This window comes from Streptomyces anthophorae (genome assembly GCF_049310305.1).
Lineage (GTDB): Bacteria > Actinomycetota > Actinomycetes > Streptomycetales > Streptomycetaceae > Streptomyces.
In genome coordinates, this window is sequence record NZ_JBLWQQ010000001.1 from 5,361,450 (window position 1) to 5,382,279 (window position 20,830).

Annotated in this window: 18 protein-coding genes and 1 pseudogene; 11 read left to right on the plus strand and 8 right to left on the minus strand. The window is 71.2% G+C overall.

Annotated elements, in window-relative coordinates; all coding sequences use genetic code 11:
- Positions 1 to 45: 45 nt before the first annotated feature.
- Positions 46 to 1,266, minus strand: coding sequence for an acetyl-CoA C-acetyltransferase (locus ACNYS0_RS24490; RefSeq protein WP_422476629.1), 1,221 nt, complete (start codon positions 1,264 to 1,266; stop codon positions 46 to 48).
- Between the two features lie 262 nt (positions 1,267 to 1,528).
- The gene (locus ACNYS0_RS24495) at positions 1,529 to 2,563 is read right to left on the minus strand and encodes an SGNH/GDSL hydrolase family protein (RefSeq protein ID WP_422476630.1); all 1,035 of its coding nucleotides are present in this window, start codon (positions 2,561 to 2,563) and stop codon (positions 1,529 to 1,531) included.
- Positions 2,564 to 2,721: 158 nt separating this feature from the next.
- Here ACNYS0_RS24495 and ACNYS0_RS24500 point away from each other — a divergent pair, with 158 nt between their 5' ends.
- Positions 2,722 to 4,113 carry a cystathionine beta-synthase gene (locus ACNYS0_RS24500; RefSeq protein WP_422476631.1) on the plus strand — a complete coding sequence of 464 codons (1,392 nt, stop codon included), beginning with the start codon at positions 2,722 to 2,724 and terminating at the stop codon, positions 4,111 to 4,113.
- A gap of 257 nt (positions 4,114 to 4,370) precedes the next feature.
- Here the strand turns inward: ACNYS0_RS24500 and ACNYS0_RS24505 are convergent, their stop codons facing one another.
- Positions 4,371 to 5,252 carry a MurR/RpiR family transcriptional regulator gene (locus tag ACNYS0_RS24505; protein WP_422476632.1) on the minus strand — a complete coding sequence of 294 codons (882 nt, stop codon included), beginning with the start codon at positions 5,250 to 5,252 and terminating at the stop codon, positions 4,371 to 4,373.
- Between the two features lie 97 nt (positions 5,253 to 5,349).
- A complete protein-coding gene (locus tag ACNYS0_RS24510) occupies positions 5,350 to 6,813 on the minus strand; it encodes an aromatic amino acid ammonia-lyase (RefSeq protein WP_422476633.1) in 1,464 nt (487 codons plus the stop codon).
- A 179-nt stretch (positions 6,814 to 6,992) separates the two neighbouring features.
- On the opposite strand from ACNYS0_RS24510, the pseudogene ACNYS0_RS24515 reads away from it, so the two are divergent.
- From ACNYS0_RS24515 to ACNYS0_RS24540, 6 genes and pseudogenes are all read left to right on the plus strand, one after another.
- Positions 6,993 to 8,021: pseudogene (locus ACNYS0_RS24515) on the plus strand (ABC transporter ATP-binding protein); the annotation flags it as partial.
- A gap of 569 nt (positions 8,022 to 8,590) precedes the next feature.
- On the plus strand, positions 8,591 to 9,241 hold the full coding sequence (locus ACNYS0_RS24520; RefSeq protein ID WP_422476634.1) for an ABC transporter permease: 651 nt from the start codon (positions 8,591 to 8,593) through the stop codon (positions 9,239 to 9,241).
- A 7-nt stretch (positions 9,242 to 9,248) separates the two neighbouring features.
- Positions 9,249 to 9,926: an ABC transporter permease gene (locus tag ACNYS0_RS24525; RefSeq protein ID WP_422476635.1), complete on the plus strand. Its 678-nt coding sequence runs from the start codon at positions 9,249 to 9,251 to the stop codon at positions 9,924 to 9,926.
- A gap of 20 nt (positions 9,927 to 9,946) precedes the next feature.
- Positions 9,947 to 10,882, plus strand: coding sequence for an ABC transporter substrate-binding protein (locus ACNYS0_RS24530; RefSeq protein WP_422482767.1), 936 nt, complete (start codon positions 9,947 to 9,949; stop codon positions 10,880 to 10,882).
- A 12-nt stretch (positions 10,883 to 10,894) separates the two neighbouring features.
- Positions 10,895 to 12,313 (plus strand): purine-cytosine permease family protein, encoded by a 1,419-nt coding sequence (locus tag ACNYS0_RS24535; RefSeq protein ID WP_422476636.1) that lies wholly within the window; start codon positions 10,895 to 10,897, stop codon positions 12,311 to 12,313.
- An 11-nt stretch (positions 12,314 to 12,324) separates the two neighbouring features.
- Positions 12,325 to 12,756 carry a hypothetical protein gene (locus ACNYS0_RS24540; RefSeq protein WP_422476637.1) on the plus strand — a complete coding sequence of 144 codons (432 nt, stop codon included), beginning with the start codon at positions 12,325 to 12,327 and terminating at the stop codon, positions 12,754 to 12,756.
- Positions 12,757 to 12,810: 54 nt separating this feature from the next.
- Here the strand turns inward: ACNYS0_RS24540 and ACNYS0_RS24545 are convergent, their stop codons facing one another.
- From ACNYS0_RS24545 to ACNYS0_RS24560, 4 genes are read right to left on the minus strand one after another with little or no spacing between them, the layout of a single operon-like run.
- Complete coding sequence (locus tag ACNYS0_RS24545; protein ID WP_422476638.1) at positions 12,811 to 13,185, minus strand: roadblock/LC7 domain-containing protein; 375 nt, start codon at positions 13,183 to 13,185, stop codon at positions 12,811 to 12,813.
- A 42-nt stretch (positions 13,186 to 13,227) separates the two neighbouring features.
- Positions 13,228 to 13,731: a roadblock/LC7 domain-containing protein gene (locus tag ACNYS0_RS24550; RefSeq protein WP_422476639.1), complete on the minus strand. Its 504-nt coding sequence runs from the start codon at positions 13,729 to 13,731 to the stop codon at positions 13,228 to 13,230.
- A 47-nt stretch (positions 13,732 to 13,778) separates the two neighbouring features.
- Positions 13,779 to 14,537 carry a transcriptional regulator gene (locus tag ACNYS0_RS24555; protein ID WP_422476640.1) on the minus strand — a complete coding sequence of 253 codons (759 nt, stop codon included), beginning with the start codon at positions 14,535 to 14,537 and terminating at the stop codon, positions 13,779 to 13,781.
- Positions 14,534 to 14,947: a hypothetical protein gene (locus ACNYS0_RS24560; protein WP_422476641.1), complete on the minus strand. Its 414-nt coding sequence runs from the start codon at positions 14,945 to 14,947 to the stop codon at positions 14,534 to 14,536. Before ACNYS0_RS24560 ends, ACNYS0_RS24555 begins: the two co-directional genes overlap by 4 nt.
- 265 nt (positions 14,948 to 15,212) lie before the next feature.
- On the opposite strand from ACNYS0_RS24560, the gene hutU reads away from it, so the two are divergent.
- The 4 genes from hutU to hutI all read left to right on the plus strand — a co-directional run bounded on the left by hutU (position 15,213) and on the right by hutI (position 20,813).
- Positions 15,213 to 16,871, plus strand: a complete 1,659-nt coding sequence (hutU, locus tag ACNYS0_RS24565) for a urocanate hydratase (RefSeq protein WP_422476642.1) — start codon at positions 15,213 to 15,215, stop codon at positions 16,869 to 16,871.
- Positions 16,872 to 16,963: 92 nt separating this feature from the next.
- Positions 16,964 to 18,166 carry an allantoate amidohydrolase gene (locus ACNYS0_RS24570; RefSeq protein ID WP_422482768.1) on the plus strand — a complete coding sequence of 401 codons (1,203 nt, stop codon included), beginning with the start codon at positions 16,964 to 16,966 and terminating at the stop codon, positions 18,164 to 18,166.
- Positions 18,163 to 19,500 (plus strand): formimidoylglutamate deiminase, encoded by a 1,338-nt coding sequence (locus ACNYS0_RS24575; RefSeq protein WP_422476643.1) that lies wholly within the window; start codon positions 18,163 to 18,165, stop codon positions 19,498 to 19,500. The genes ACNYS0_RS24570 and ACNYS0_RS24575 overlap by 4 nt, the downstream gene beginning before the upstream one ends.
- A 134-nt stretch (positions 19,501 to 19,634) precedes the next feature.
- Positions 19,635 to 20,813, plus strand: a complete 1,179-nt coding sequence (gene hutI, locus ACNYS0_RS24580; RefSeq protein WP_422476644.1) for an imidazolonepropionase — start codon at positions 19,635 to 19,637, stop codon at positions 20,811 to 20,813.
- The last annotated feature ends 17 nt before the right edge of the window (positions 20,814 to 20,830 follow it).

Sequence of the window (20,830 nt, forward strand, 5' to 3'; positions counted from 1 at the left end):
GGAGATTGGATCACGAACGGATAGACCGCCGGGGTCCGAAGAGGGTCAGCTCAGGCGCTCGATGACCATCGCCATGCCCTGTCCACCACCCACACACATCGTCTCCAGACCGAACTGCTTGTCGTGGAACTGGAGCGAGTTGATCAGCGTGCCGGTGATCCGGGCGCCGGTCATGCCGAAGGGGTGGCCGACGGCGATGGCGCCGCCGTTCACGTTCAGCTTGTCCTCGTCGATGCCCAGCTCGCGGGCGGACGGGATGACCTGCGCGGCGAAGGCCTCGTTGATCTCGAACAGGTCGATGTCGTCGACGCCGAGACCGGCGCGCTTCAGGGCCTGCTTGCTGGCCTCGACCGGGCCGAGGCCCATGATCTCGGGGGACAGGCCCGAGACGCCGGTGGAGACGACGCGGGCGAGCGGGGTCAGGCCCAGCTCGCGCGCCTTGGTGTCCGACATGACCACGAGGGCGGCGGCACCGTCGTTCAGCGGGCAGCAGTTGGCGGCGGTGACGAGGCCGTCGGGGCGGAAGACGGGCTTGAGGCCCGAGACGCCGTCCAGCGTGACGCCGGCGCGCGGGCCGTCGTCCTTGCTCACGACGGTCCCGTCGGGGGTCGTGACGGGGGTGATCTCGCGCTCCCAGAAGCCGTTCTTGATGGCTTCCTCGGCGCGGTTCTGCGAGCGCACGCCGAAGACGTCCATGTCCTCGCGCGTGATGCCCTTCAGGCGGGCCAGGTTCTCGGCGGTCTGGCCCATCGCGATGTACGCGTCCGGGACCAGGCCGTCCTCACGGGGGTCGTGCCACGTGGTGTTCTCCTGCGTGGCGACCTCGGCGGTGCGGGCCTCGGCCTCGGCGAAGAACGGGTTGTGGGTGTCGGGGAGCGAGTCGGAGTTCCCCTTCGCGAAGCGGGACACCATCTCGACGCCGGCCGAGATGAAGACGTCGCCCTCGCCCGCCTTGATGGCGTGCAGCGCCATGCGGGTCGTCTGGAGCGAGCTGGAGCAGTACCGGGTGATCGTGCAGCCCGGGAGGTGGTCCATGCCCATCTGCACGGAGACGATGCGGCCGAGGTTGTTGCCCTGCTCGCCGCCGGGGAGGCCGCAGCCGAGCATCAGGTCGTCGATCTCGCGCGGGTCGAGCTCGGGGACCTTGGCGAGGGCGGCCTGGATGATCGTGGCGGTCAGGTCGTCGGGACGGAGGTCCTTGAGCGACCCCTTGAAGGCGCGGCCGATGGGGGAACGGGCGGCTGAGACGATCACTGCTTCGGGCATCACGCGGCTCCAGAGTTCGATACGGCTGACCGTGAGGGAAGTTACCCGTACGTACCGGCCGGGTCACCGGGTGAGGTGTGTGACCCGCGCCGCATTTTACTAAGCGCTTGCTCACCGCTCCGCGGGTGACCGGTTTTTGTGCGCGCGGGCCGGGCAAATCAAGCCCCGCCGGCGATTGAGGCGCGGGGTATGGGGCAGAGCCCCAAGCCCAGCCACGGCTATCCGGTGAGCGCCCCGGGGCTCCGCCCCCGGACCCCGCTGCTCAATCGCCGCAGGGGCTTGAATGAGCCGGTACCGGGTCCTCGCTGGAGACCCGCCTCCTGCGGCGCCGCTTGAGCAATGCCCACGGCCCCCGGGGACCGGTCGGCATGGCGGCAGCGACTTCCGTGCCGCCCTCCTGGGCGGCCTGCGCCGCCGCACGGGCCACCGGGAGGAAGCCCTCGGAGCGGGAGACGTCCGGGCGCTCCTCCTCCGGCCACAGGCCGAGCGCGGCGCACAGCGTGGGCAGCACCGCCATCGCCGCGGTCGCGTAGCCCTCCATGGACGGGTGGTAGTTGTCCGGGCCGAACATCTCCCGGGGGTTCGCCGAGAACTCGGGGCCCAGCAGGTCGCCGAGCGACACCGTACGGCCGCCCTGCTCCACCGTCCCGATGGTCTGCGCCGCCGCGAGCTGCCGCGAGGCGCGGCGGGCCAGCCAGCGCAGCGGCTGCTGGACCGGCTCCACCGAGCCGAGATCGGGGCACGTGCCGACCACCACCTCCGCACCGGCCGTGCGCAGCCGGCGTACGGCAGCGGACAGGTGGCGCACGGACTTCGTCGCCGGGATGCGGTGCGTGACGTCGTTCGCGCCGATCATGATCACGCAGACGTCGGGCTGCCAGTCGGGGTCGGCGAGGCCGAGCGGCACCTGGCGGTCCAGGTCGTCGGAGCGCGCGCCCGGCAGCGCCACATTGCGCAGCTCCACGGTCCGCTCCGCCACCGCCGCGAGCCCGGACGCGAGCAGCGCGCCCGGGGTCTGCCCGGCCCGGTGCACGCCCTGCCCCGCGGCCGTCGAATCGCCCAGCATCAAGAAGCGCAACGGTTCGCCGTCGTGAGGGCCGTACATCCGTCGGCCGTACACCCCGTCCGCGGCCGGCACGTGCACCGGCTCGGAGCCGTGATTGCCGACCTGACGCCGCGCGATCTGCACCTCGGCGAGCACGACGCCGACCGTGGCCGCGCCCAGCAGCCCGATCCCGCCGCCGCCGTACGCCGCACCCGCTGCGATCCGCCGTGCCACCCTCGCCCTGCTCGACATGTTCCGCGGCCACCTGCCTCTGCGACTCTTTTACGGCTACAAGGACTCCTTGCCCCGTTATCCCTGTCGGCCAATCGCAACGCCGGATGAAGCGACATGGTCCATGGTGTGCCGCTTACCCTGGCGGCACCATTACGGAGGAGAACCCGGAGACCACGGTGCGCATCCACGAATCGATGATCGACCTCGTCGGCAACACCCCGCTGGTGAGGCTCAACAAAGTGACCGAAGGGCTCAGGGCGACCGTCCTGGCCAAGGTCGAGTACTTCAATCCTGGCGGCAGCGTGAAGGACCGCATCGCGCTGCGCATGATCGAGGCGGCGGAGAAGAGCGGTGAGCTGAAGCCCGGTGGCACCATCGTCGAGCCCACCAGTGGCAACACGGGTGTCGGCCTCGCCATGGTGGCCCAGCAGAAGGGCTACAAATGCATCTTCGTCTGCCCGGACAAGGTCTCCACGGACAAGATCAATGTGCTGCGGGCGTACGGCGCCGAGGTGGTGGTCTGCCCGACGGCGGTGGATCCCGAGCACCCGGACTCGTACTACAACGTCTCGGACCGTCTCGTCCGTGAGACGCCCGGCGCCTGGAAGCCGGACCAGTACAGCAACCCGAACAACCCGGAGTCCCACTACCACTCCACCGGGCCGGAGCTGTGGGAGCAGACGGACGGGCGGATCACCCACTTCGTCGCGGGCGTCGGCACCGGCGGCACCATCTCCGGGACCGGTCGCTACCTGAAGGACGCGAGCGAGGGGCGGGTCGAGGTCATCGGCGCCGACCCGGAGGGCTCGGTGTACTCCGGTGGCTCCGGGCGCCCGTACCTCGTGGAGGGCGTCGGCGAGGACTTCTGGCCGACCGCCTACGACCGGGAGGTCGCCGACGAGATCGTCGCGGTGTCCGACAAGGACTCGTTCCAGATGACGCGGCGGCTCGCGAAGGAGGAGGGACTGCTCGTGGGCGGCTCCTGCGGGATGGCCGTCGTGGCGGCGCTGCGGGTCGCGGAGCGGCTCGGGCCCGACGACATCGTGGTCGTGCTGCTGCCGGACAGCGGGCGCGGTTATCTGTCGAAGATCTTCAACGACGACTGGATGGCGGACTACGGCTTCCTTGAGGACTCCGGTCCCAGCGCGCGCGTCGGCGACGTGCTCAAGGACAAGGAGGGCGGCGCGCTGCCCTCGCTCGTCCACATGCACCCGGAGGAGACGGTCGGCGAGGCCATCGACGTACTGCGCGAGTACGGGGTCTCGCAGATGCCGATCGTGAAGCCGGGGGCCGGGCACCCGGACGTGATGGCCGCCGAGGTCATCGGGTCCGTGGTGGAGCGGGAGCTGCTCGACGCGCTGTTCACCCAACGGGCGTCCCTGCACGACCCGTTGGAGAAGCACATGTCGGCGCCGCTGCCGCAGGTCGGCTCCGGGGAGCCGGTGGGGGACCTGATGAACGTGCTGGGCGGCGCCGACGCGGCGATCGTGCTGGTCGAGGGCAGGCCGACGGGTGTGGTGAGCCGTCAGGACCTGCTGTCGTTCCTGGCGAAGACCGGTACGAAGTAGCGGAACGAGGTACCGGAGCCGCTGGTTCGCGAAAACGGTACGAGCGCGACACGTGCGCGCAGCACCGGCTTAACACGGGTCCGGCACCTTGGTGTGTGGCGCCAGGAACTCCGGAGCGGCTCCCGGACCTCCACGGACGCCCTGGGTGTGTACACGGCCTGACCGGTGCAACACCCTTCGCGGGGACCGCCGTCGTCCCGCCCCCCGTTCACGGGGGTGCGGCGGTCCCCGCACAACTCACTTCTCCCGTACGGGAGTCACTCCATGAAGAGGCCGCGCTCCGCGGCCCGGACGTCGAACTCCTCAAGGCGCGCCTGGGCCTGCGGCAGTTCGTCGCACATCGCCTCCAGGAGCACCCGCCCGAGCAGCATCGGCGAGCACGCCGTGTCGAAGGCGAGGCCCGTGCCGACCGCCGCGGGCAGCAGCAGGTCCGAGTGGCGGGCGACGGGGGCGAAGGCGGAGTCGGCGACCGTGACGACCGTCAGACCCGCCTCCTTCGCGTACGCGAGGGTGTCGACGACCTCGCGGGGGTGGCGGGGGAGCGCGAAGCAGAGCAGCGTCGTGGCGCCCGCGCGGACGGCCGCGTCGATGCGGTCGGCGAGCATGGTGCCGCCCTCGTCGAGGAGGCGTACGTCGGGGTGCACCTTCGCGGCGAAGTACGCGAAGCCGAACGCCTGGGACGCGGCCGCGCGCAGCCCGAGGACGAGCAGCGTCGGCGAGGCGGCGAGGAGCCGGCCCGCCCGCTCGACCGGCTCCGGGTCGGCGAGCAGTTCGGCGAGGTGCCGGAGGTTGGCGATCTCGGCTTCCACGGCCTGCTGGTACTCGTTGGCCTTGGTGGCCGAGGCCGGTTCGGCGGGGGCCGTCTCACGCAGGTGCTTGCGCAGCGCCGGGTAGCCGTCGAAGCCGAGCGCCACCGCGAACCGGGTGACGGAGGGCTGGCTGACGCCCGCGAGCTCGGCCAGCTCCACGGACGACAGGAACGGCACCTCGGCCGCGCGCCGCACCATGCAGTGCGCGATGCGCCGCTGGGTGGGGGTGAGGCGGTGCCCCTCGAAGAGGTTCTGGAGGCGGGCGGAGGGGCTGTGCGTCCCCGCGTCGCCCCCCGTCCCGCTCCGTGTGCTGTCCGTGCGCTCGCTCATGTCTCCCGCCGGTCCATTCAACGGCCGATTCGTGCATGATTCTATTCAGGGCGGGGGCGTGGGCGCCAGGCCTTCCGGCCGGTACGACCCGCTCCCGTCACTGCTCGGCGAACTGCCCGAGGAGGGCCGCCGCCCGCTCCACGTCCGCCGTCAGGGGCCGGTCCGCCACGTCGTCGGGAAGCTCCTGGGACGCCAGCTCGAACGCCCGCCCCACCGGCAGCTCCGACTCCGGGTGCAGATCGCGCAGCCGCAGCGCCCGGACCGCCGCGACCAGTTCGCAGCCCACGACCTGGCGGAACGCCGCGCACGCGCGCAGGGTCTGACGGGCCGCCAGCGAGGCGAAGCTGGCCTGCTCCTCGACGCCGCGCGAGAGGACCGCGTGGCCGAGCGACGCGGGGGCGGAGAAGGCGCGCAGGTCGGCGAGGGCGCCACCGGCGGCGTACTCCAGGATCATCACGCCGGACGAGGCCGGTTCGCCGTCCGCGAGGAACGGGCGCAGGCGGGTGAAGTTCGGCTCGTTGAGGGTGGACAGGCGGGACGTGGAGAGGCGGGCCACCTGGCTGATCGCGAGCCGGAAGTGGTCGAGCGCGAGGGCCAGTTGGGCCATGTAGAAGCCGCCGTGGTGGTACGCCGCCATCTCCGTGTACGAGATCAGGGGGTTCTCCGCCGCGGCGTTGATCTCCACCGTGAGGACGTCCTCCAGGGCGTCCGCCGCGTCAAGCGCCGGGCCGTGGATCTGCGGCACGCAGCGGAAGCCGTACGGGTCCTGGATCCGGCCCAGCGGGGGTGTGGGGTGGTCGTCGGCGCCGAGGATCTCGCGCATCCGGGCCGCCACGTCGAAGCTGCCCTTGTGGCGGCGCGACTCGTGCACGGGCAGGGCGTACGCCTCGTAGGAGCCGTCGACCGCGAGCAGGCTCAGGGCCGCCACCAGGTTGGTCGCCGCCAGCAGGTCGCGCAGCTCGTGCAGGGCGAGGGCGGCCTGGCCGAGGGTGAGCGCGTTGGAGGAGATCAGGGCCAGGGCGTCGTTGTTGTCGAGGGGCTGCGGCTTGGGCGGGGTGCCCTTGCCGCGCCAGGGGTGCTCGCCGGCCAGCGCCAGGCCCATCTGGGCCAGCGGCGCGATGTCGCCGGTGCCGACCGAGCCGTGCTCGTTGACCGCCGGGTACGCGCCCGCCTCCAGGGCCTCGCACAGGGCCGTGACGACCGTGGGGCGCAGGCCGGCGCCGCCTGCCAGGAGCTGGTTCGCGCGGACCGCGAGCATCGCCCGCACCTCGCGCTCGGGCAGCTCGTCGCCGATCGCGCCCGCGTGGCTGCGCAGCAGGCGCAGGCCGTGGTCGGCGGCGGCCTCGGTGGGCACGTCCTCGCTGCGGTTGGCGCCGACGCCGGTGGAGCGGCCGTAGACCCTGCCCCAGGCGGCGATCTCCCGTGCCGCGTTCCAGGACCGTTCGACGCGGTTCATGGCGTCGGTGCCGGGGACCGGGCGGGCGCTCGCGTGGGCGAGGCGGACCACATCGGCGACCGGGAGACCGTGGCCGTCGAGCACGACGACCGGCTGTGACACCATGTGCTGTTTCCCCTTTGAACGATGTTCAAATGCCCCAAATGGGGCGTCCGCGTCTCACGTATCGGTCTCCGGCTCTGGATTTACCGACGATTTACGCGGAGGCATTGACAAGTTATTCACGCACCGAGAACTCTGCATGACGATATGCAGGACGGGCAAGAGGACTCCAGAGGCGCTCCATGATCCAGTTCGAAGCGGTCCACAAGCGATTCCCGAACGGCACGACAGCGGTGCATGATCTCTCGCTCGACATGCCGGAAGGGGGCGTGACCGTCTTCGTCGGGTCGTCGGGCTGCGGCAAGACGACCAGCCTCCGGATGATCAATCGTATGGTCGAGCCCTCGTCGGGCACCATTCGGGTCGGCGGGCGCGATGTCCTGGAGCAGGACGCGGCTGAGCTGCGGCGTTCCATCGGGTACGTGATTCAGCAGGCGGGTCTTTTTCCGCATCGGACGGTTCTCGACAACGTCGCCACCGTGCCGCTGCTGCTCGGCTGGGGGCGGAAGAAGGCGCGGGCGGCGGCCGGTGAGCTCCTTGAGCGGGTCGGCCTCTCCGCCGAGATGGGCAAGCGGTATCCGCATCAGCTCTCCGGTGGGCAGCAGCAGCGGGTGGGGGTGGCGAGGGCGCTCGCCGCGGATCCGCCGGTGCTGCTGATGGACGAGCCGTTCGGGGCGGTCGACCCCGTCGTGCGCACCCAGCTCCAGGACGAACTGCTGCGGCTCCAGACCGAGTTGAGCAAGACGATCGTGTTCGTCACGCACGACATCGACGAGGCCGTGCGGCTGGGGGACCGGATCGCCGTGTTCCGGGAGGGCGGGCACCTGGTGCAGTGTGCTCCGCCGGAGGAGCTGCTCGCGCGGCCGGCGGACGAGTTCGTCGCGGACTTCCTGGGGGCCGAGCGGGGGCTGAAGCTGTTGTCGCTCTCGACGCTGGAGGATGTGGCGCAGGGCGCGGCCCCGGAGGGCGGGGCCTGGGAGCTGGTACTGGACGGTGCGCGGCGGCCGGTCGCCTGGCGCGAGCGGGACGGTGGGGCGGAGACGCCCGTGCGGGCGCTCCGCGACGGTGACTCGCTGTTGTCGGCGTTGAACGAGTCGGTGGCGTCGCCCGTGGGGTTGGTCGTCCGGGTGGACGCGGATGGGGTGTTCACCGGTGTGTCGTCCCGGGACGACGTCCATGCCCGGTCCGGCCGGGCGCACCTTGACGCCCGGTCGGGGTTGACGCCTCGGGGCTCCGCCCCGGACCCCGCTGGCTCTCGTCCGACTGCGGGGCTTGATTTGGCCGCACCGGGGCTTGATGGCGACGCGTCAAAGCCTGATGGCGCCGCGTCGAAGGCTGATGGCGATGCACCCAAGCTTGATGGCACCGGGGCGAAGGCTGATGACGCCGCACCCAAGCTTGATGACGCCGCACCGGGGCTTGATGGCGCCGAGGCGGAGTCTGACGGCGCCGCGCCGGGACTTGATGGTGCCGGGTCGGAGTCTGATGACGCCGCGCCGGGGCTTGTTGGCGCCGGGTCGGAGTCTGACGGCGCCGCGCCGGGACTTGATGGTGCCGGGTCGGAGTCTGATGACGCCGCACCCAAGCTTGATGACGCCGCACCGGGGCTTGATGGCGCCGAGGCGGAGTCTGATGGTGACGCACCCAAGTCTGATGGTGCCGGGTCGGAGTCTGACGGTGACGCGTCAGAGCCTGATGGTGCCGGGGCGGAGTCTGATGGTGACGCACCCAAGCCTGATGGTGCCGCGGCGGGGAGTGGCGAGAAGGCCGGCGGTGTCGCGTGAGCATTGACTGGAGTTGGATCGGGGAGCATCAGGCCGATCTCGCCACCCTCACCCTCTCGCACCTTCAAGCCGCGCTCAGTGCCGTCGTGTTCGGGCTGGTCATATCCCTGCCGCTTGCCGTGGTCGCGCATCGGGTGCGGGCTCTGCGCGGGTTTCTGCTCGGGATGTCGAACGTCCTGTTCACCATTCCGTCCATCGCGGTCTTCGTGCTGCTGCTGCCCGTCTCCGGGCTCACCCGCACCACCACCGTCATCGGGCTGACGATCTACACGCTCGTCGTGCTGCTCCGGAACACGGTCGAGGGGCTCGACTCCGTGCCCGCGAAGACCAAGGAGGCCGCGAAGGCGATGGGGACGCGGCCGATGCGGACCCTGCTCACCGTCGAGCTGCCGCTCGCGCTGCCCGTGATCATGGCGGGCGTGCGGATCGCCACCGTGATGGCCATCTCGCTCGTGTCCGTGGCGACCTACATCGGGGACGGAGGGCTCGGGCAGCTGTTCACCGACGGGTTCCAGCGGAACTTCCCCACCCCGGTGATCGTGGGCGTCGTGCTGACCCTGCTCCTCGCGCTCGTCGCCGACGCACTGCTCGTCGGCGTCCAGCGTCTGCTCACCCCGTGGACCCGCACCCGGACCCGGAAGGCCTGAAGCCGTCATGTTCGAACTCTTCAAGAATCTTGGGGCCTGGCTCGTCGGCGGCGAGCAGTGGGCGGGCAGCGACGGCATCGCGACGCGCATCGCCGAGCACCTCCAGTACTCGCTGCTCGCCACCCTGGTCGCCGCCGCCATCGCCCTCCCGGTCGGGCTGCTCATCGGGCACACCGGGCGCGGCGCCTTCCTCGCCATCAACCTGTCGTCCTTCGGGCGGGCCCTGCCGACCGTGGGTCTGGTCGTGCTGGTGTTCCTCGCGAGCGGGCTTTCCATGTGGCCGGTCTACATCGCGCTCGTCGCGCTCGCCGTGCCGTCCATCGTCACCAATACGTACGCCGGGATGACCGCCGTCGACCCCGAGGTGCGGGACGCCGCGCGCGGACAGGGCATGAAGGCCCACCAGGTGCTGTTCCAGGTCGAGTTGCCGCTCGCGCTGCCGCTCATCATGACCGGGCTGCGGCTCGCGCTCATCCAGGTCGTCGCCACCGCCACCATCGCCGCGTACGTGTCCTTCGGCGGGCTCGGCCGCTACGTCTTCGACGGGCTCGCCCAGCGGGACCTCGTGCAGGTGCTCGGCGGAGCCGTGCTCGTCGCGGTGGTCGCCATCGTGCTCGACCTCGCGCTGTCCGGGCTTCAGCGGCTTCTCTTCCGCAACCGTCCCACCACTCTCAAGTCCGCCTAGGAGCACGCCAGATGAGCAAGATGAACCGACGTACTCTCCTCGGCGGCCTGGCCGCCGCGGCCTCCGTCCCCGCCCTCGCCGCCTGCTCCAGCGGCATCACCTCCCTTGACCAGCAAGGGGGTTCGCTGTCCGGCGGCGGCTCCAGCAAGAAGGGTGTCACCATCGGCACCGCCAACTTCACCGAGAACCAGGTCCTCGGGTACCTGTACGCGGCCGCGCTCGAAGCGGCCGGCGTGAAGACGAGCGTGCGGCCCAACCTCGGCACCCGCGAGATCCTCATCCCCGCCCTCAAGGGCGGCGACATCGACCTGCTGCCCGAGTACCAGGGCGCCCTCCTGCACTACCTCGACACCAAGTCGAAGGCCACCGAGGAGGGCGAGATGCAGAACGCCCTCGCCATGGTGCTCCCGGCGGGCCTCCAGATCCTCCCGTACGGGATGGCCGAGGACTCCGACGCGTTCGCGGTGACCCGCGAGACCGCGGAGAAGTACGAGCTCAAGTCGCTCGCCGACCTCGCGAAGCACAACGGGAAGCTCGTCATCGGCGCCGCCCCCGAGGTCAAGAAGCGGCAGGTCGGTGCCGTCGGGCTCAAGGACGTGTACGGCGTCGAGTTCAAGGAGTTCAAGTCCCTCGACTCATCCGGCCCGTTGGTGAAGGGCGCCCTGAAGAAGGGCGATGTCGACGTGGCGAATCTGTTCACCACCGACACCGACATCGCCGCCAACCACTGGGTCGTCCTCAGCGACCCCAAGAACCTGGTCCCCGGTCAGCACGTCGTCCCGCTGATCGCCGACCGCAAGGCCGACTCGACCGTCCGCAAGGCACTGGCCCGCCTGGGCAACGTGCTGACGACCGAGGACCTCACCGAGCTCAACCGGCTCGTGGACAAGGACAAGAAGGACCCCGAGGACGTCGCGAACGACTACGCGCACCGCCACGGGATCAGCAAGAAGTAAGGAGGCCATCGCATGGCCGCAGCGGTAGTGGAGAAGCACTCCATCGACGTGGTGCCGGACAGTGAGCGGCACGGCAGCGCGTTCAACCAGTTCACGCTCTGGCTCGGAGCGAACCTCCACATCACGGCCGTCGTCACCGGCGCGCTCGCCGTGGTCTTCGGCGGCGACGTGGTCTGGTCGCTGATCGGGCTCGTGCTCGGCAATCTGCTCGGCGGCGCCGTCATGGCGCTGCACTCGGCGCAGGGGCCGAAGCTCGGGCTGCCCCAGATGATCCAGTCCAGGGCCCAGTTCGGGGTGAAGGGCGCCGTCGTCCCGCTGCTCCTCGTGATCCTGATGTACGTCGGGTTCTTCGCGAGCGGCACCGTGCTGGCCGGGCAGGCCACCGCGCGGCTGACGCACACCAACGACACGACGGGCATCATCGTCTTCGCGCTCGTCACGGGCATCGTGGCGACGGTCGGCTACCGGGTCATCCACGCCCTCGGGCGGGTGGCGAGCATCGTGTGCGCGCTCGCCTTCGTCTATCTGGCGGTGCGGCTCTTCGACCGCGTCGATGTCGGCTCGCTGCTCTCCGACGCGCACTTCTCGATGCCGATGTTCCTGCTCGCCGTGTCCCTCTCGGCCTCCTGGCAGCTCGCCTTCGGCCCGTACGTCGCCGACTACTCGCGCTATCTGCCGCGTACGACCAGCGGCAGGGCCACCTTCTGGTGGACGCTCGCCGGCTCCGCGCTCGGCTCGCAGTGGTCGATGGCGTTCGGTGTGCTGGTCGCGGCGAGCGCGGGCGAGAAGTTCATCGACAACCAGGTCGGATACGTCGTCTCGCTCGGCGGTGCGGGCCTCGCCGCCTCCTTCCTCTACTTCGTGATCGCGCTCGGCAAGCTCACCGTCAACGTGCTCAACACGTACGGCGGCTTCATGTCGATGGTCACCGGCATCAGCGGATTCCGCGGGCAGCGGGTGCTCTCGCAGCGCGGCCGGGCGCTCTACATCGGCATCATCATGGTCGCGGGCACGGTGGTCGCCCTCGCGGGCAAGGACAGCTTCCTGACCTCGTTCAAGGACTTCCTGCTGTTCCTGCTGACGTTCTTCACGCCGTGGTCCGCGATCAACCTGGTCGACTACTACCTGATCTCGCGCGAGCGCTACGACATCCCGGCGCTCTTCGACGTGAACGGCCGCTACGGCGCCTGGCGCTGGGACGCGCTCGTCGTCTACGGGATCGGGCTCCTGGCCCAGCTGCCGTTCCTGGCCACCGCCTTCTACACGGGCCCGCTCGTCGAGCCGCTCGGCGGCGCGGACGTGTCGTGGATCGTGGGGCTCGTCGTGCCCGCCGCCCTCTACTGGCTGCTCGCCCGGCGCACCGGTGCGGGGGTGTGGCCCAGCGAGAAGACGGGGGATAGCCCCAGTGCGGTGGGGGCCTCGGCTCCGTAACGTCACACGGTATGGAAGCCCGCGAACGCGCACGCGACGCCGAACTCAAGAAGGAACTCGACGCCACCCTGCACGCACGCAGGGAACTGGGCGACGAGTACGAGCCGGCGCTCGTCGATTCCTTCCTCGACAAGGTCGAGCAGCGACTCGACTCCGTCGTCGACCGCAGGGTGCGACGACAACTGGCCGAGCACCGGATCACCGTGGCCCGCGGGGCCCGCGACTCCGGCGCCGACAACTGGGGCGAGCGCTTCGGCTTCGCCGTGGTCTCGCTCGTCCTCGCCATCCCGCTGTCCGCGATCGCCGTGGTCAACGCCGGACTGCCGGGGCTCTTCGTGGCCTGGGCGGGGATCGTCGGGGTGAACGGGCTGCACGCGGTGCGGTGGGGGCCCGGCCGCCGGCGGGAGCGCCGGGAGCACGAGGAGTCCGACTGGGAGGGGTAGGGCCCTGGTCGTGAAGGCGCCGCGCCTCACATGGCGCGGCGCCTTCTGACGCGCTCAGACCTCCAGCTCGCCCTCGATCTTCTTCAGTTGGTGACGGGCCATCGCCAGATTGGCGCGGCCCTTGTCGAGCACCAGGTACAGGAACAGACCGTTGCCGCCACGTCCCTTGATCAGGCGGATCAGGTGGTACTGGGTGCCGAGGGTGATGAGGATGTCCTCGATGCCGTCCTTGAGCCCCAGCTGGTCCATGGTGCGCAGCTTGGAGCGGACCACGTCGGTGTTGCCGGCCGCCGCGACCTCCAGGTCGAAGCTCTTGGAGCCACCGATGGTGCCGAGGGCCATGCCACTGGTGTAGTCGACGAGGGCCGCGGCGGTGGCGCCTTCTATGGAGGCGAGGGCGTCTTTGAGGGCTGTCTCGGTATTGGCCATGATGCTGGGTCCTTTCGTGCTTCTTCGAGTGTGTGCCGGAGGTCAGCGCGTGGGCTGGGGCGGCACGTTGGCGGGCGGCCGGACCGGTAGTCCGGTCTCGGTCGTGGTGGTGGACGCCGTGCGGGCACGGGCCCGGCCGCGGGCGCGGGGGGCCGGCTCGGGCGGCGGTTCCTCCTCGTCGGGAGCGGTGAGTTCCCCGATGCGGGCGCCGGAGCGGCGCCCTTCGAGATGCAGGCGGCCGACGTTGACCCGGTCCTCCGCGAGGAGCGTGAGGACGGCGGTCTCTCCGGCCGCGTAGGTGGCGATGTAGCCGTCGGCGCCGCGCACCAGGAGTTCGCGGAAGGCGCCCTGTGCGGTGGCGTCGGCGAGCCGCTGGGCGACGCCGAGCGCGGTGGCGGTGAGCGCGGCGACGCCCTCCGGTTCGATGCCCGGGGTGTCCTGGGCGAGGACCAGGCCGTCGACGCTGGCGGCGAGGGCGCCCGTGACCTGGGGCACGCGAACTCTCAACCGTTGCAGTTCGGCGAGGAGTTCGCCCTGGTCGACCATCGGAAGTCTCCTTTCGGGGGTGCGTGCGGAGGAGCGCAGCAGGCGTTTCACAGGGCCTCCAGACCGGCGCGCAGCCGTCGCAGCAGGGCCACGTCGGGGTCCTCGACGACGGGAAGCTCGGGCCATTCGGGCGGCGCCGGTACGGAGGCCGTGGTCACCAGTCCGCTCGCGGCGAGGCGCCGCAGGTCGACCAGGGTGTGGAAGGTGGGCCTGCCCAGGGTGAGCGCTATCTGGGAGGCCGTCCGCGCTCCGTCGACCAGGTCGAGGACGCGGCGCCTGCGCGGCGGCACGCCTGTCCCGTCCTGCCGGATGATCCGGCTGAGCGGCGCCGTGTCCGTGTCCGGCTCCGGCCAGATCCGCTGGAGCAGCTCGCGCCGGCGCAGCGTCTCGCGCTCGACGGCCGCCACCGGCACGGGGCGCACCGAACCGAACCAGTGGGAGACGCCGTACCGGAACCGGGAGGGGCCGCTGCTGGGGGCGAGCGTGAAGTACGAGGCGTCGAACAGGGCGCCCAGATGGCACAGTTCGAGGGCGCCGTCCGAGAGACGGCCCTGCTCCACCAGATAGCGGCCGACGCGGCTCCTCGCCCCGGCCCGGTCCACGGCCTCCGACCACCCCTCGGCCTGCACCGCGCCGCCCGCCATGAGCAGGATGTCCATGCCGGGGGTCGCGGGCGACTCGGCGTGCACGACCCGCCCGCCCTCCAGGTAGAGCGTGCCGTGCTCGCGGATGAGGGCGCCGGTGGCCTGCTCGTCCGCGAGGCGGCTGAGCATCGGTGAGACGCCGACCCGGGCGTCGGTGTTCATCCCAGGACCATCCGGTCGGCTATGTCGGCGAGCCGGAGCCGGGCGAGCGCGAGATTGCCCTCGTCCCGCCCCATCCACAAGTGGAGGAAGACGCTGCTGTCGAAGGTGGTGCGCACGAAGCGCAGCAGGTGGTAGCTGTCGCGGTTGGTGACGATGACGTCCTCGACGGGGGGCGCCTTGTCACTGGCGGAACCATGGGACCAGTCGCTTCCGTCCGCAGGGGAGAAGGCGTTGTGCTCGGCGGCGATCCGGGCCAGTTCGGCGGACTCGGCGGCATCCGCCTCGTGGTCCCCGTTGCGTGCCGCGCCGACCGTGCCCAGGGCGAGTCCGCTGGTCCAGTCGACGACGGCGGCGCCGCGCGCGCCAGGCAGTCGCATGACCTCCAGGAGACACTCGTCAATTCCGGGCACGCCTCGGGCTCCCCACCTGATCGCCACGTATGTGTCACTGGTGCGTGTGTGACGACGAAGCTACGGAACGTACGGAGACCAGGTGAGGCTTCTGTCATTTCCCGGTGGAACATGCGTGAGGCGACTAAAATCCGCCGGCTCGATCGGCCGACCGGCCCGATGTCCCGAATCCCCCTCTTGACTAGACCTATTCATGTAGCCAGGATGTGAATAGAAGGCTGAACAGCCGATGACCATGCACACCAGGACCCCCAGGAGGCCGCCGATGTCAGGACCCCGCCCCGTACGAGCCCCGCGCGGCACCGAGCTCAACACCCTGGGGTGGCAGCAGGAGGGCGCCCTGCGGATGCTCATGAACAACCTCGACGGAGAGGTTGCCGAGCACCCCGACAAGCTCGTCGTCTACGGCGGCACCGGCAAGGCGGCCCGGTCCTGGGAGGCGTACGACGCGATCGTGCGCACGCTGAAGACGCTCAAGTCGGACGAGACGCTCCTCGTCCAGTCCGGCAAGCCGGTCGGCGTGCTGCGCACCAGCGAGTGGGCGCCGCGCGTGCTCCTCGCCAACTCCAACCTGGTCGGCGACTGGGCCAACTGGGAGGAGTTCCGCAAGCTGGAGGCCGAGGGCCTCATGATGTACGGCCAGATGACGGCCGGCTCGTGGATCTACATCGGCTCGCAGGGCATCGTCCAGGGCACGTACGAGACCTTCGGCGCGGTCGCCCGCAAGAAGTTCGACGGCACGCTCGCGGGCACGATCACCCTCACCGCCGGTGTCGGCGGCATGGGCGGTGCCCAGCCCCTCGCGATCACGATGAACGAGGGCGTCGCGATCTGCGTCGACGTCGACGAGACGCGCATCGACCGCCGCATCGGCACCCGCTACCTGGACGTGAAGGCCGACAACCTCGACCACGCGCTCGAACTGGCGGTCCAGGCGCGCGACGAGCGCCGCGGCCTGTCCATCGGCGTCGTCGGCAACGCGGCCGAGATCTTCCCCGAGCTGCTGCGCCGCGGCGCCCCCATCGACATCGTCACGGACCAGACCTCCGCGCACGACCCGCTCGCCTACCTGCCCGTCGGCATCTCGGTCGAGGACTGGGACAAGGAGCGCGAGGCGGACCCGGCCGGGTTCACCGAGAAGGCCCGTCAGTCGATGCGGCTGCACGTCGAGGCCATGGTCGGCTTCCTGGACGCGGGCGCCGAGGTCTTCGACTACGGCAACTCCATCCGCGACGAGGCCCGCAAGGCCGGCTACGACCGGGCCTTCGACTTCCCCGGCTTCGTCCCGGCGCACATCCGGCCACTGTTCGAGGAGGGCCTCGGCCCGTTCCGCTGGGCGGCGCTGTCCGGGGACCCCGAGGACATCGCCAAGACGGACAAGGCGATCAAGGAGCTGTTCCCCGAGAACAAGCACCTGCACCGCTGGCTCGACATGGCCGCCGACCGCATCGCCTTCGAGGGCCTCCCGGCGCGCATCTGCTGGCTCGGCTACGGCGAACGCCACCTGGCGGGCCTCAAGTTCAACGAGATGGTGGCGAGCGGCGAACTCTCCGCCCCCGTCGCCATCGGCCGCGACCACCTCGACTCGGGCTCGGTCGCCTCCCCGTACCGCGAGACGGAGGCCATGAAGGACGGCTCCGACGCGATCGCCGACTGGCCGCTCCTGAACGCCCTGGTCAACACCGCGTCCGGCGCGTCCTGGGTCTCCCTCCACCACGGCGGCGGCGTCGGCATGGGCCGCTCCATCCACGCGGGCCAGGTCTGCGTCGCCGACGGCACCGACCTCGCCGCCCAGAAGATCGAGCGCGTCCTCACGAACGACCCGGCGATGGGCGTCATCCGCCACGTGGACGCGGGTTACGAGCACGCGGCGGACGTCGCGCGTGAGCGCGGTGTGCGGGTGCCCATGACGGAGGGCGAGTGAGTACCGATCAAGCAGAGCCGCTCAATCAAGCCCCTGCGGCGATTGAGCAGCGGGGTCCGGGGCAGAGCCCCGCGGCCCCGGGCTTCGTGGAGATGTGGCAGGAACTCCTGCCCATCGGCCGGAACCGGGAGAGCGGCGGATACCGCCGCCACGCCTGGACCGCGGCCGACGCCGACTGCCGCGCCTGGTTCAAGGCGCAAGCCGAAAGCCGCGGCCTGACCTACGAACTCGACCGCAACGGCAACCAGTGGGCCTGGCAAGGCGACCCGGAAGCCGGCGACGCCGTCGTCACCGGCTCGCACCTGGACTCCGTCCCGGACGGCGGCGCCTTCGACGGCCCCCTCGGCGTCGTCTCCTCCTTCGCGGCACTCGACGAACTCCGCCGCAGGGGAGCGGAGTTCACCAAGCCCGTGGCGATCACCAACTTCGGCGACGAGGAAGGTGCCCGCTTCGGCCTCGCCTGCGTCGGCTCCCGCCTCACCGCGGGCGTCCTCACCCCGGAGGCGGCCCACAAGCTCACGGACGCCGACGGGATCACCCTCCCGCAGGCCATGGAGCGGGCGGGCCACGACCCGGACGCGCTCGGCGCCGACCAGGAGCGCCTCGACCGCATCGGCGCGTTCATCGAGCTGCACGTGGAGCAGGGCCGCGCCCTGGACCTGTCCGGCGACGCGGTCGGCATCGCGAGCTCCATCTGGCCGCACGGCCGCTGGCGCTTCGACTTCCGGGGCGAGGCCAACCACGCGGGCACGACCCGCCTGGTCGACCGCCGGGACCCGATGCTGAGCTACGCGGAGACGGTCCTGGCGGCCCGCCGCGAGGCCCGACTCGCGGGCGCGGTCGCCACGTTCGGCAAGATCTCCGTCGAGCCGAACGGCGTCAACGCCATCCCCTCCCTCGTACGCGGCTGGCTCGACTCCCGCGCCGCCGACCAGGAGTCCCTGGACGCGACGGTCAACGGCGTGGAGAAGGCGGCCCGCGAGTACGCGGAGGCGCACGGCATCGACGTGTCGCTGACCCGTGAGTCGTTCACGCCGATCGTCGAGTTCGACGACGCGCTGCGCGACGAGCTCGGCCGCATCCTCGGCAGGGACACGGACCTGAAGGTCCCCGTCCTCGGAACGGGAGCGGGACACGACGCGGGAATCCTCGCCCAGTCGATCCCCACCGCCATGCTGTTCGTACGCAACCCGACGGGCGTCTCGCACTCCCCGGCCGAGTCCGCGGCCGAGGACGACTGCCTCGAAGGGGTGCGCGCACTGGCCGACGTACTCGAAGGGCTGGCCTGCAAGTGACGACGACCTACTGGTTGGAACACGCCTGGCTCGGCACGCATGTCGAGCCCGGCGTGGCCGTGGACGTGTCGGACGAGGGCCGCTTCACCGCGGTCCGCACGGGCGTCGCGACGCCCCCGCCCGGCGCGACCGCGCTGCGCGGACTGACCGTCCCCGGCCTCGCCAACGCCCACAGTCATGCCTTCCACCGGGCGCTCCGCTCGACCGTGCAGGTCGGCTCCGGGACGTTCTGGACGTGGCGCGAGGTCATGTACTCGGTGGCCGACCGCCTCACGCCGGACACGTACCACGCGCTCGCGCGGGCGGTGTACGCCGAGATGGCGCTCGCGGGCATCACGGCGGTGGGGGAGTTCCACTACCTCCACCACGCGCCCGGCGGCACCCCGTACGCCGACCCGAACGCGATGGGCGAGGCGCTGATCGCGGCGGCGGCCGAGGCGGGCATCCGCATCACGCTGTTCGACACGGCGTACCTGTCCTCCGGCTTCGGCAAGGAGCCGGACCACCACCAGCGGCGGTTCAGCGACGGCACGGCCGAGGCGTGGGCGGAGCGGGCATCGCTGCTGAAGGAGCGTCCGGGCGTACGGATCGGCGCGGCGGTGCACTCCGTGCGCGCGGTCCCGGCGGCGCAGCTGTCGACGGTCGCGGACTGGGCGTCGGCCCGCCGTGCGCCCCTCCACGTGCACCTCTCCGAGCAGACGGCGGAGAACGACGCGTGCCAGGCGGCACACGGCTGCACGCCCACCCAACTCCTTGCCGACAACGGCGTGTTGAGCGCACGTACGACGGGCGTGCACAACACGCACCTCACGGACGAGGACATCGCGCTCCTCGGCGGCTCGGGCACGGGAACGTGCATGTGCCCCACCACCGAGCGCGACCTGGCCGACGGCATCGGCCCGGCGCCGCGCCTCCAGGCGGCGGGCTCCCCGCTCTCCCTGGGCTCCGACAGCCACGCGGTCATCGACCTCTTCGAGGAGGCGCGCGCGATGGAGCTGAACGAACGCCTGCGGTCCCGCACCCGCGGCCACTGGACGGCGGCGGCCCTGCTCCGCGCGGCCTCCGCCGACGGCCACGCCTCTCTCGGCTGGGACGACGCGGGCGTCATCGAGACCGGTGCGGTGGCCGATCTGGTCACGATCCGCCTCGACTCCGTCCGCACGGCAGGCCCCGCCCCCCGCTTCGGCGCGGAAACGGCCGTCTTCGCGGCGACCGCCTCCGACGTGACGGACGTGGTCACGGGCGGCCGGGTGGTGGTCCGCGACGGCGAACACGTCCGGGTGGGCGACGTGGCGGGCGCCCTGACGGAAGCCATCAGCGCACTGCACCAGTAACAAGCCCCGCCGGCGATTGAGGCGCGGGGCCCGGGGCAGAGCCCCGCGACCTCAACCACGGGCGCGAAGCGCAAACTTTCGGGAAGGGGTGGGCTGGGGGAGAAAAAATCCCCACCCACCCACGGAGAGGACCCATGACGAACCGCACGACGGCCATCACCAACATCGGCACCCTGGTCACGAACGACCCGACCATCGGCGAGGGCCCCCTCGGCCAGATCCACGACGCCGCCCTGGTCATCGAGAACGACAAGATCGCCTGGGCGGGCCCGACGGCCAAGGCCCCCGCGGCCGACACCACCCACGACGCGGCCGGCCGCGCCGTCATCCCCGGCTTCGTCGACTCCCACTCCCACCTCGTCTTCGCGGGCGACCGCACCGCCGAGTTCAACGCCCGCATGTCGGGCCAGAGCTACTCCGCGGGCGGCATCCGCACCACGGTCGCGGCGACCCGTGCGGCCACGGACGAGGCCCTGGAGGCGAACCTCAAGCACCACCTGGCGGAGGCCCTCCGCCAGGGCACGACAACGTTCGAGACGAAGTCGGGCTACGGCCTCACTGTTGAGGACGAGGAACGCGCCCTCCGCATCGCGTCGGCCCACACCGACGAGGTCACCTACCTCGGCGCCCACATCGTGTCCCCGGACTACGCGGACGACCCGGCGGCATACGTGGACCTGGTCACCGGCGAGATGCTGGACGCCTGCGCCCCGCACGCCCGCTGGGTCGACGTGTTCTGCGAGAAGGGCGCCTTCGACGGCGACCAGGCGCGCGCGATCCTGACGGCGGGCAAGGCGAAGGGCCTGCTGCCCCGCATCCACGCGAACCAGCTGTCGTACGGCCCCGGCGTCCAACTCGCCGTGGAACTGGACGCGGCGAGCGCCGACCACTGCACCCACCTCACGGACGCGGACGTCGACGCCCTCGCGAACGGCAACACAGTGGCCACTCTCCTCCCGGGCGCCGAGTTCTCGACCCGCGCCGAGTGGCCGAACGCCCGCCGCCTCATCGACGCGGGAGCGACGGTCGCGCTCTCCACGGACTGCAACCCGGGCTCCTCCTACACGTCCTCGGTCCCGTTCTGCATCGCCCTGGCCGTACGGGACATGGGCATGACCCCCGACGAGGCCCTCTGGTCGGCCACGGCGGGCGGCGCCAAGGCGCTGCGCCGCACGGACGTCGGCCACCTGGCCCCGGGCGCGAAGGCCGACCTGACCTTCCTGAACGCCCCGAGCCACGTCCACTTCGCGTACCGCCCGGGCGTCCCCCTGGTCTCGGAGGTGTGGCGCCGCGGCGAGCCCGTCACGGGCTGACCGGACCCCTGCTCCGA

Coding starts and splice junctions, on each gene's coding strand:
- ACNYS0_RS24530 (WP_422482767.1), top strand. CDS start 9,947: ATGAACCGACGTACTCTCCTCGGCGGCCTGGCCGCCGCGGCCTCCGTC.
- hutI (WP_422476644.1), top strand. CDS start 19,635: ATGACGAACCGCACGACGGCCATCACCAACATCGGCACCCTGGTCACG.
- ACNYS0_RS24505 (WP_422476632.1), bottom strand. CDS start 5,252: ATGAGCGAGCGCACGGACAGCACACGGAGCGGGACGGGGGGCGACGCG.
- ACNYS0_RS24495 (WP_422476630.1), bottom strand. CDS start 2,563: ATGTCGAGCAGGGCGAGGGTGGCACGGCGGATCGCAGCGGGTGCGGCG.
- ACNYS0_RS24510 (WP_422476633.1), bottom strand. CDS start 6,813: ATGGTGTCACAGCCGGTCGTCGTGCTCGACGGCCACGGTCTCCCGGTC.
- ACNYS0_RS24490 (WP_422476629.1), bottom strand. CDS start 1,266: ATGCCCGAAGCAGTGATCGTCTCAGCCGCCCGTTCCCCCATCGGCCGC.
- ACNYS0_RS24525 (WP_422476635.1), top strand. CDS start 9,249: ATGTTCGAACTCTTCAAGAATCTTGGGGCCTGGCTCGTCGGCGGCGAG.
- ACNYS0_RS24550 (WP_422476639.1), bottom strand. CDS start 13,731: ATGGTCGACCAGGGCGAACTCCTCGCCGAACTGCAACGGTTGAGAGTT.
- ACNYS0_RS24555 (WP_422476640.1), bottom strand. CDS start 14,537: ATGAACACCGACGCCCGGGTCGGCGTCTCACCGATGCTCAGCCGCCTC.
- ACNYS0_RS24535 (WP_422476636.1), top strand. CDS start 10,895: ATGGCCGCAGCGGTAGTGGAGAAGCACTCCATCGACGTGGTGCCGGAC.
- ACNYS0_RS24545 (WP_422476638.1), bottom strand. CDS start 13,185: ATGGCCAATACCGAGACAGCCCTCAAAGACGCCCTCGCCTCCATAGAA.
- ACNYS0_RS24570 (WP_422482768.1), top strand. CDS start 16,964: ATGTGGCAGGAACTCCTGCCCATCGGCCGGAACCGGGAGAGCGGCGGA.
- hutU (WP_422476642.1), top strand. CDS start 15,213: ATGTCAGGACCCCGCCCCGTACGAGCCCCGCGCGGCACCGAGCTCAAC.
- ACNYS0_RS24540 (WP_422476637.1), top strand. CDS start 12,325: ATGGAAGCCCGCGAACGCGCACGCGACGCCGAACTCAAGAAGGAACTC.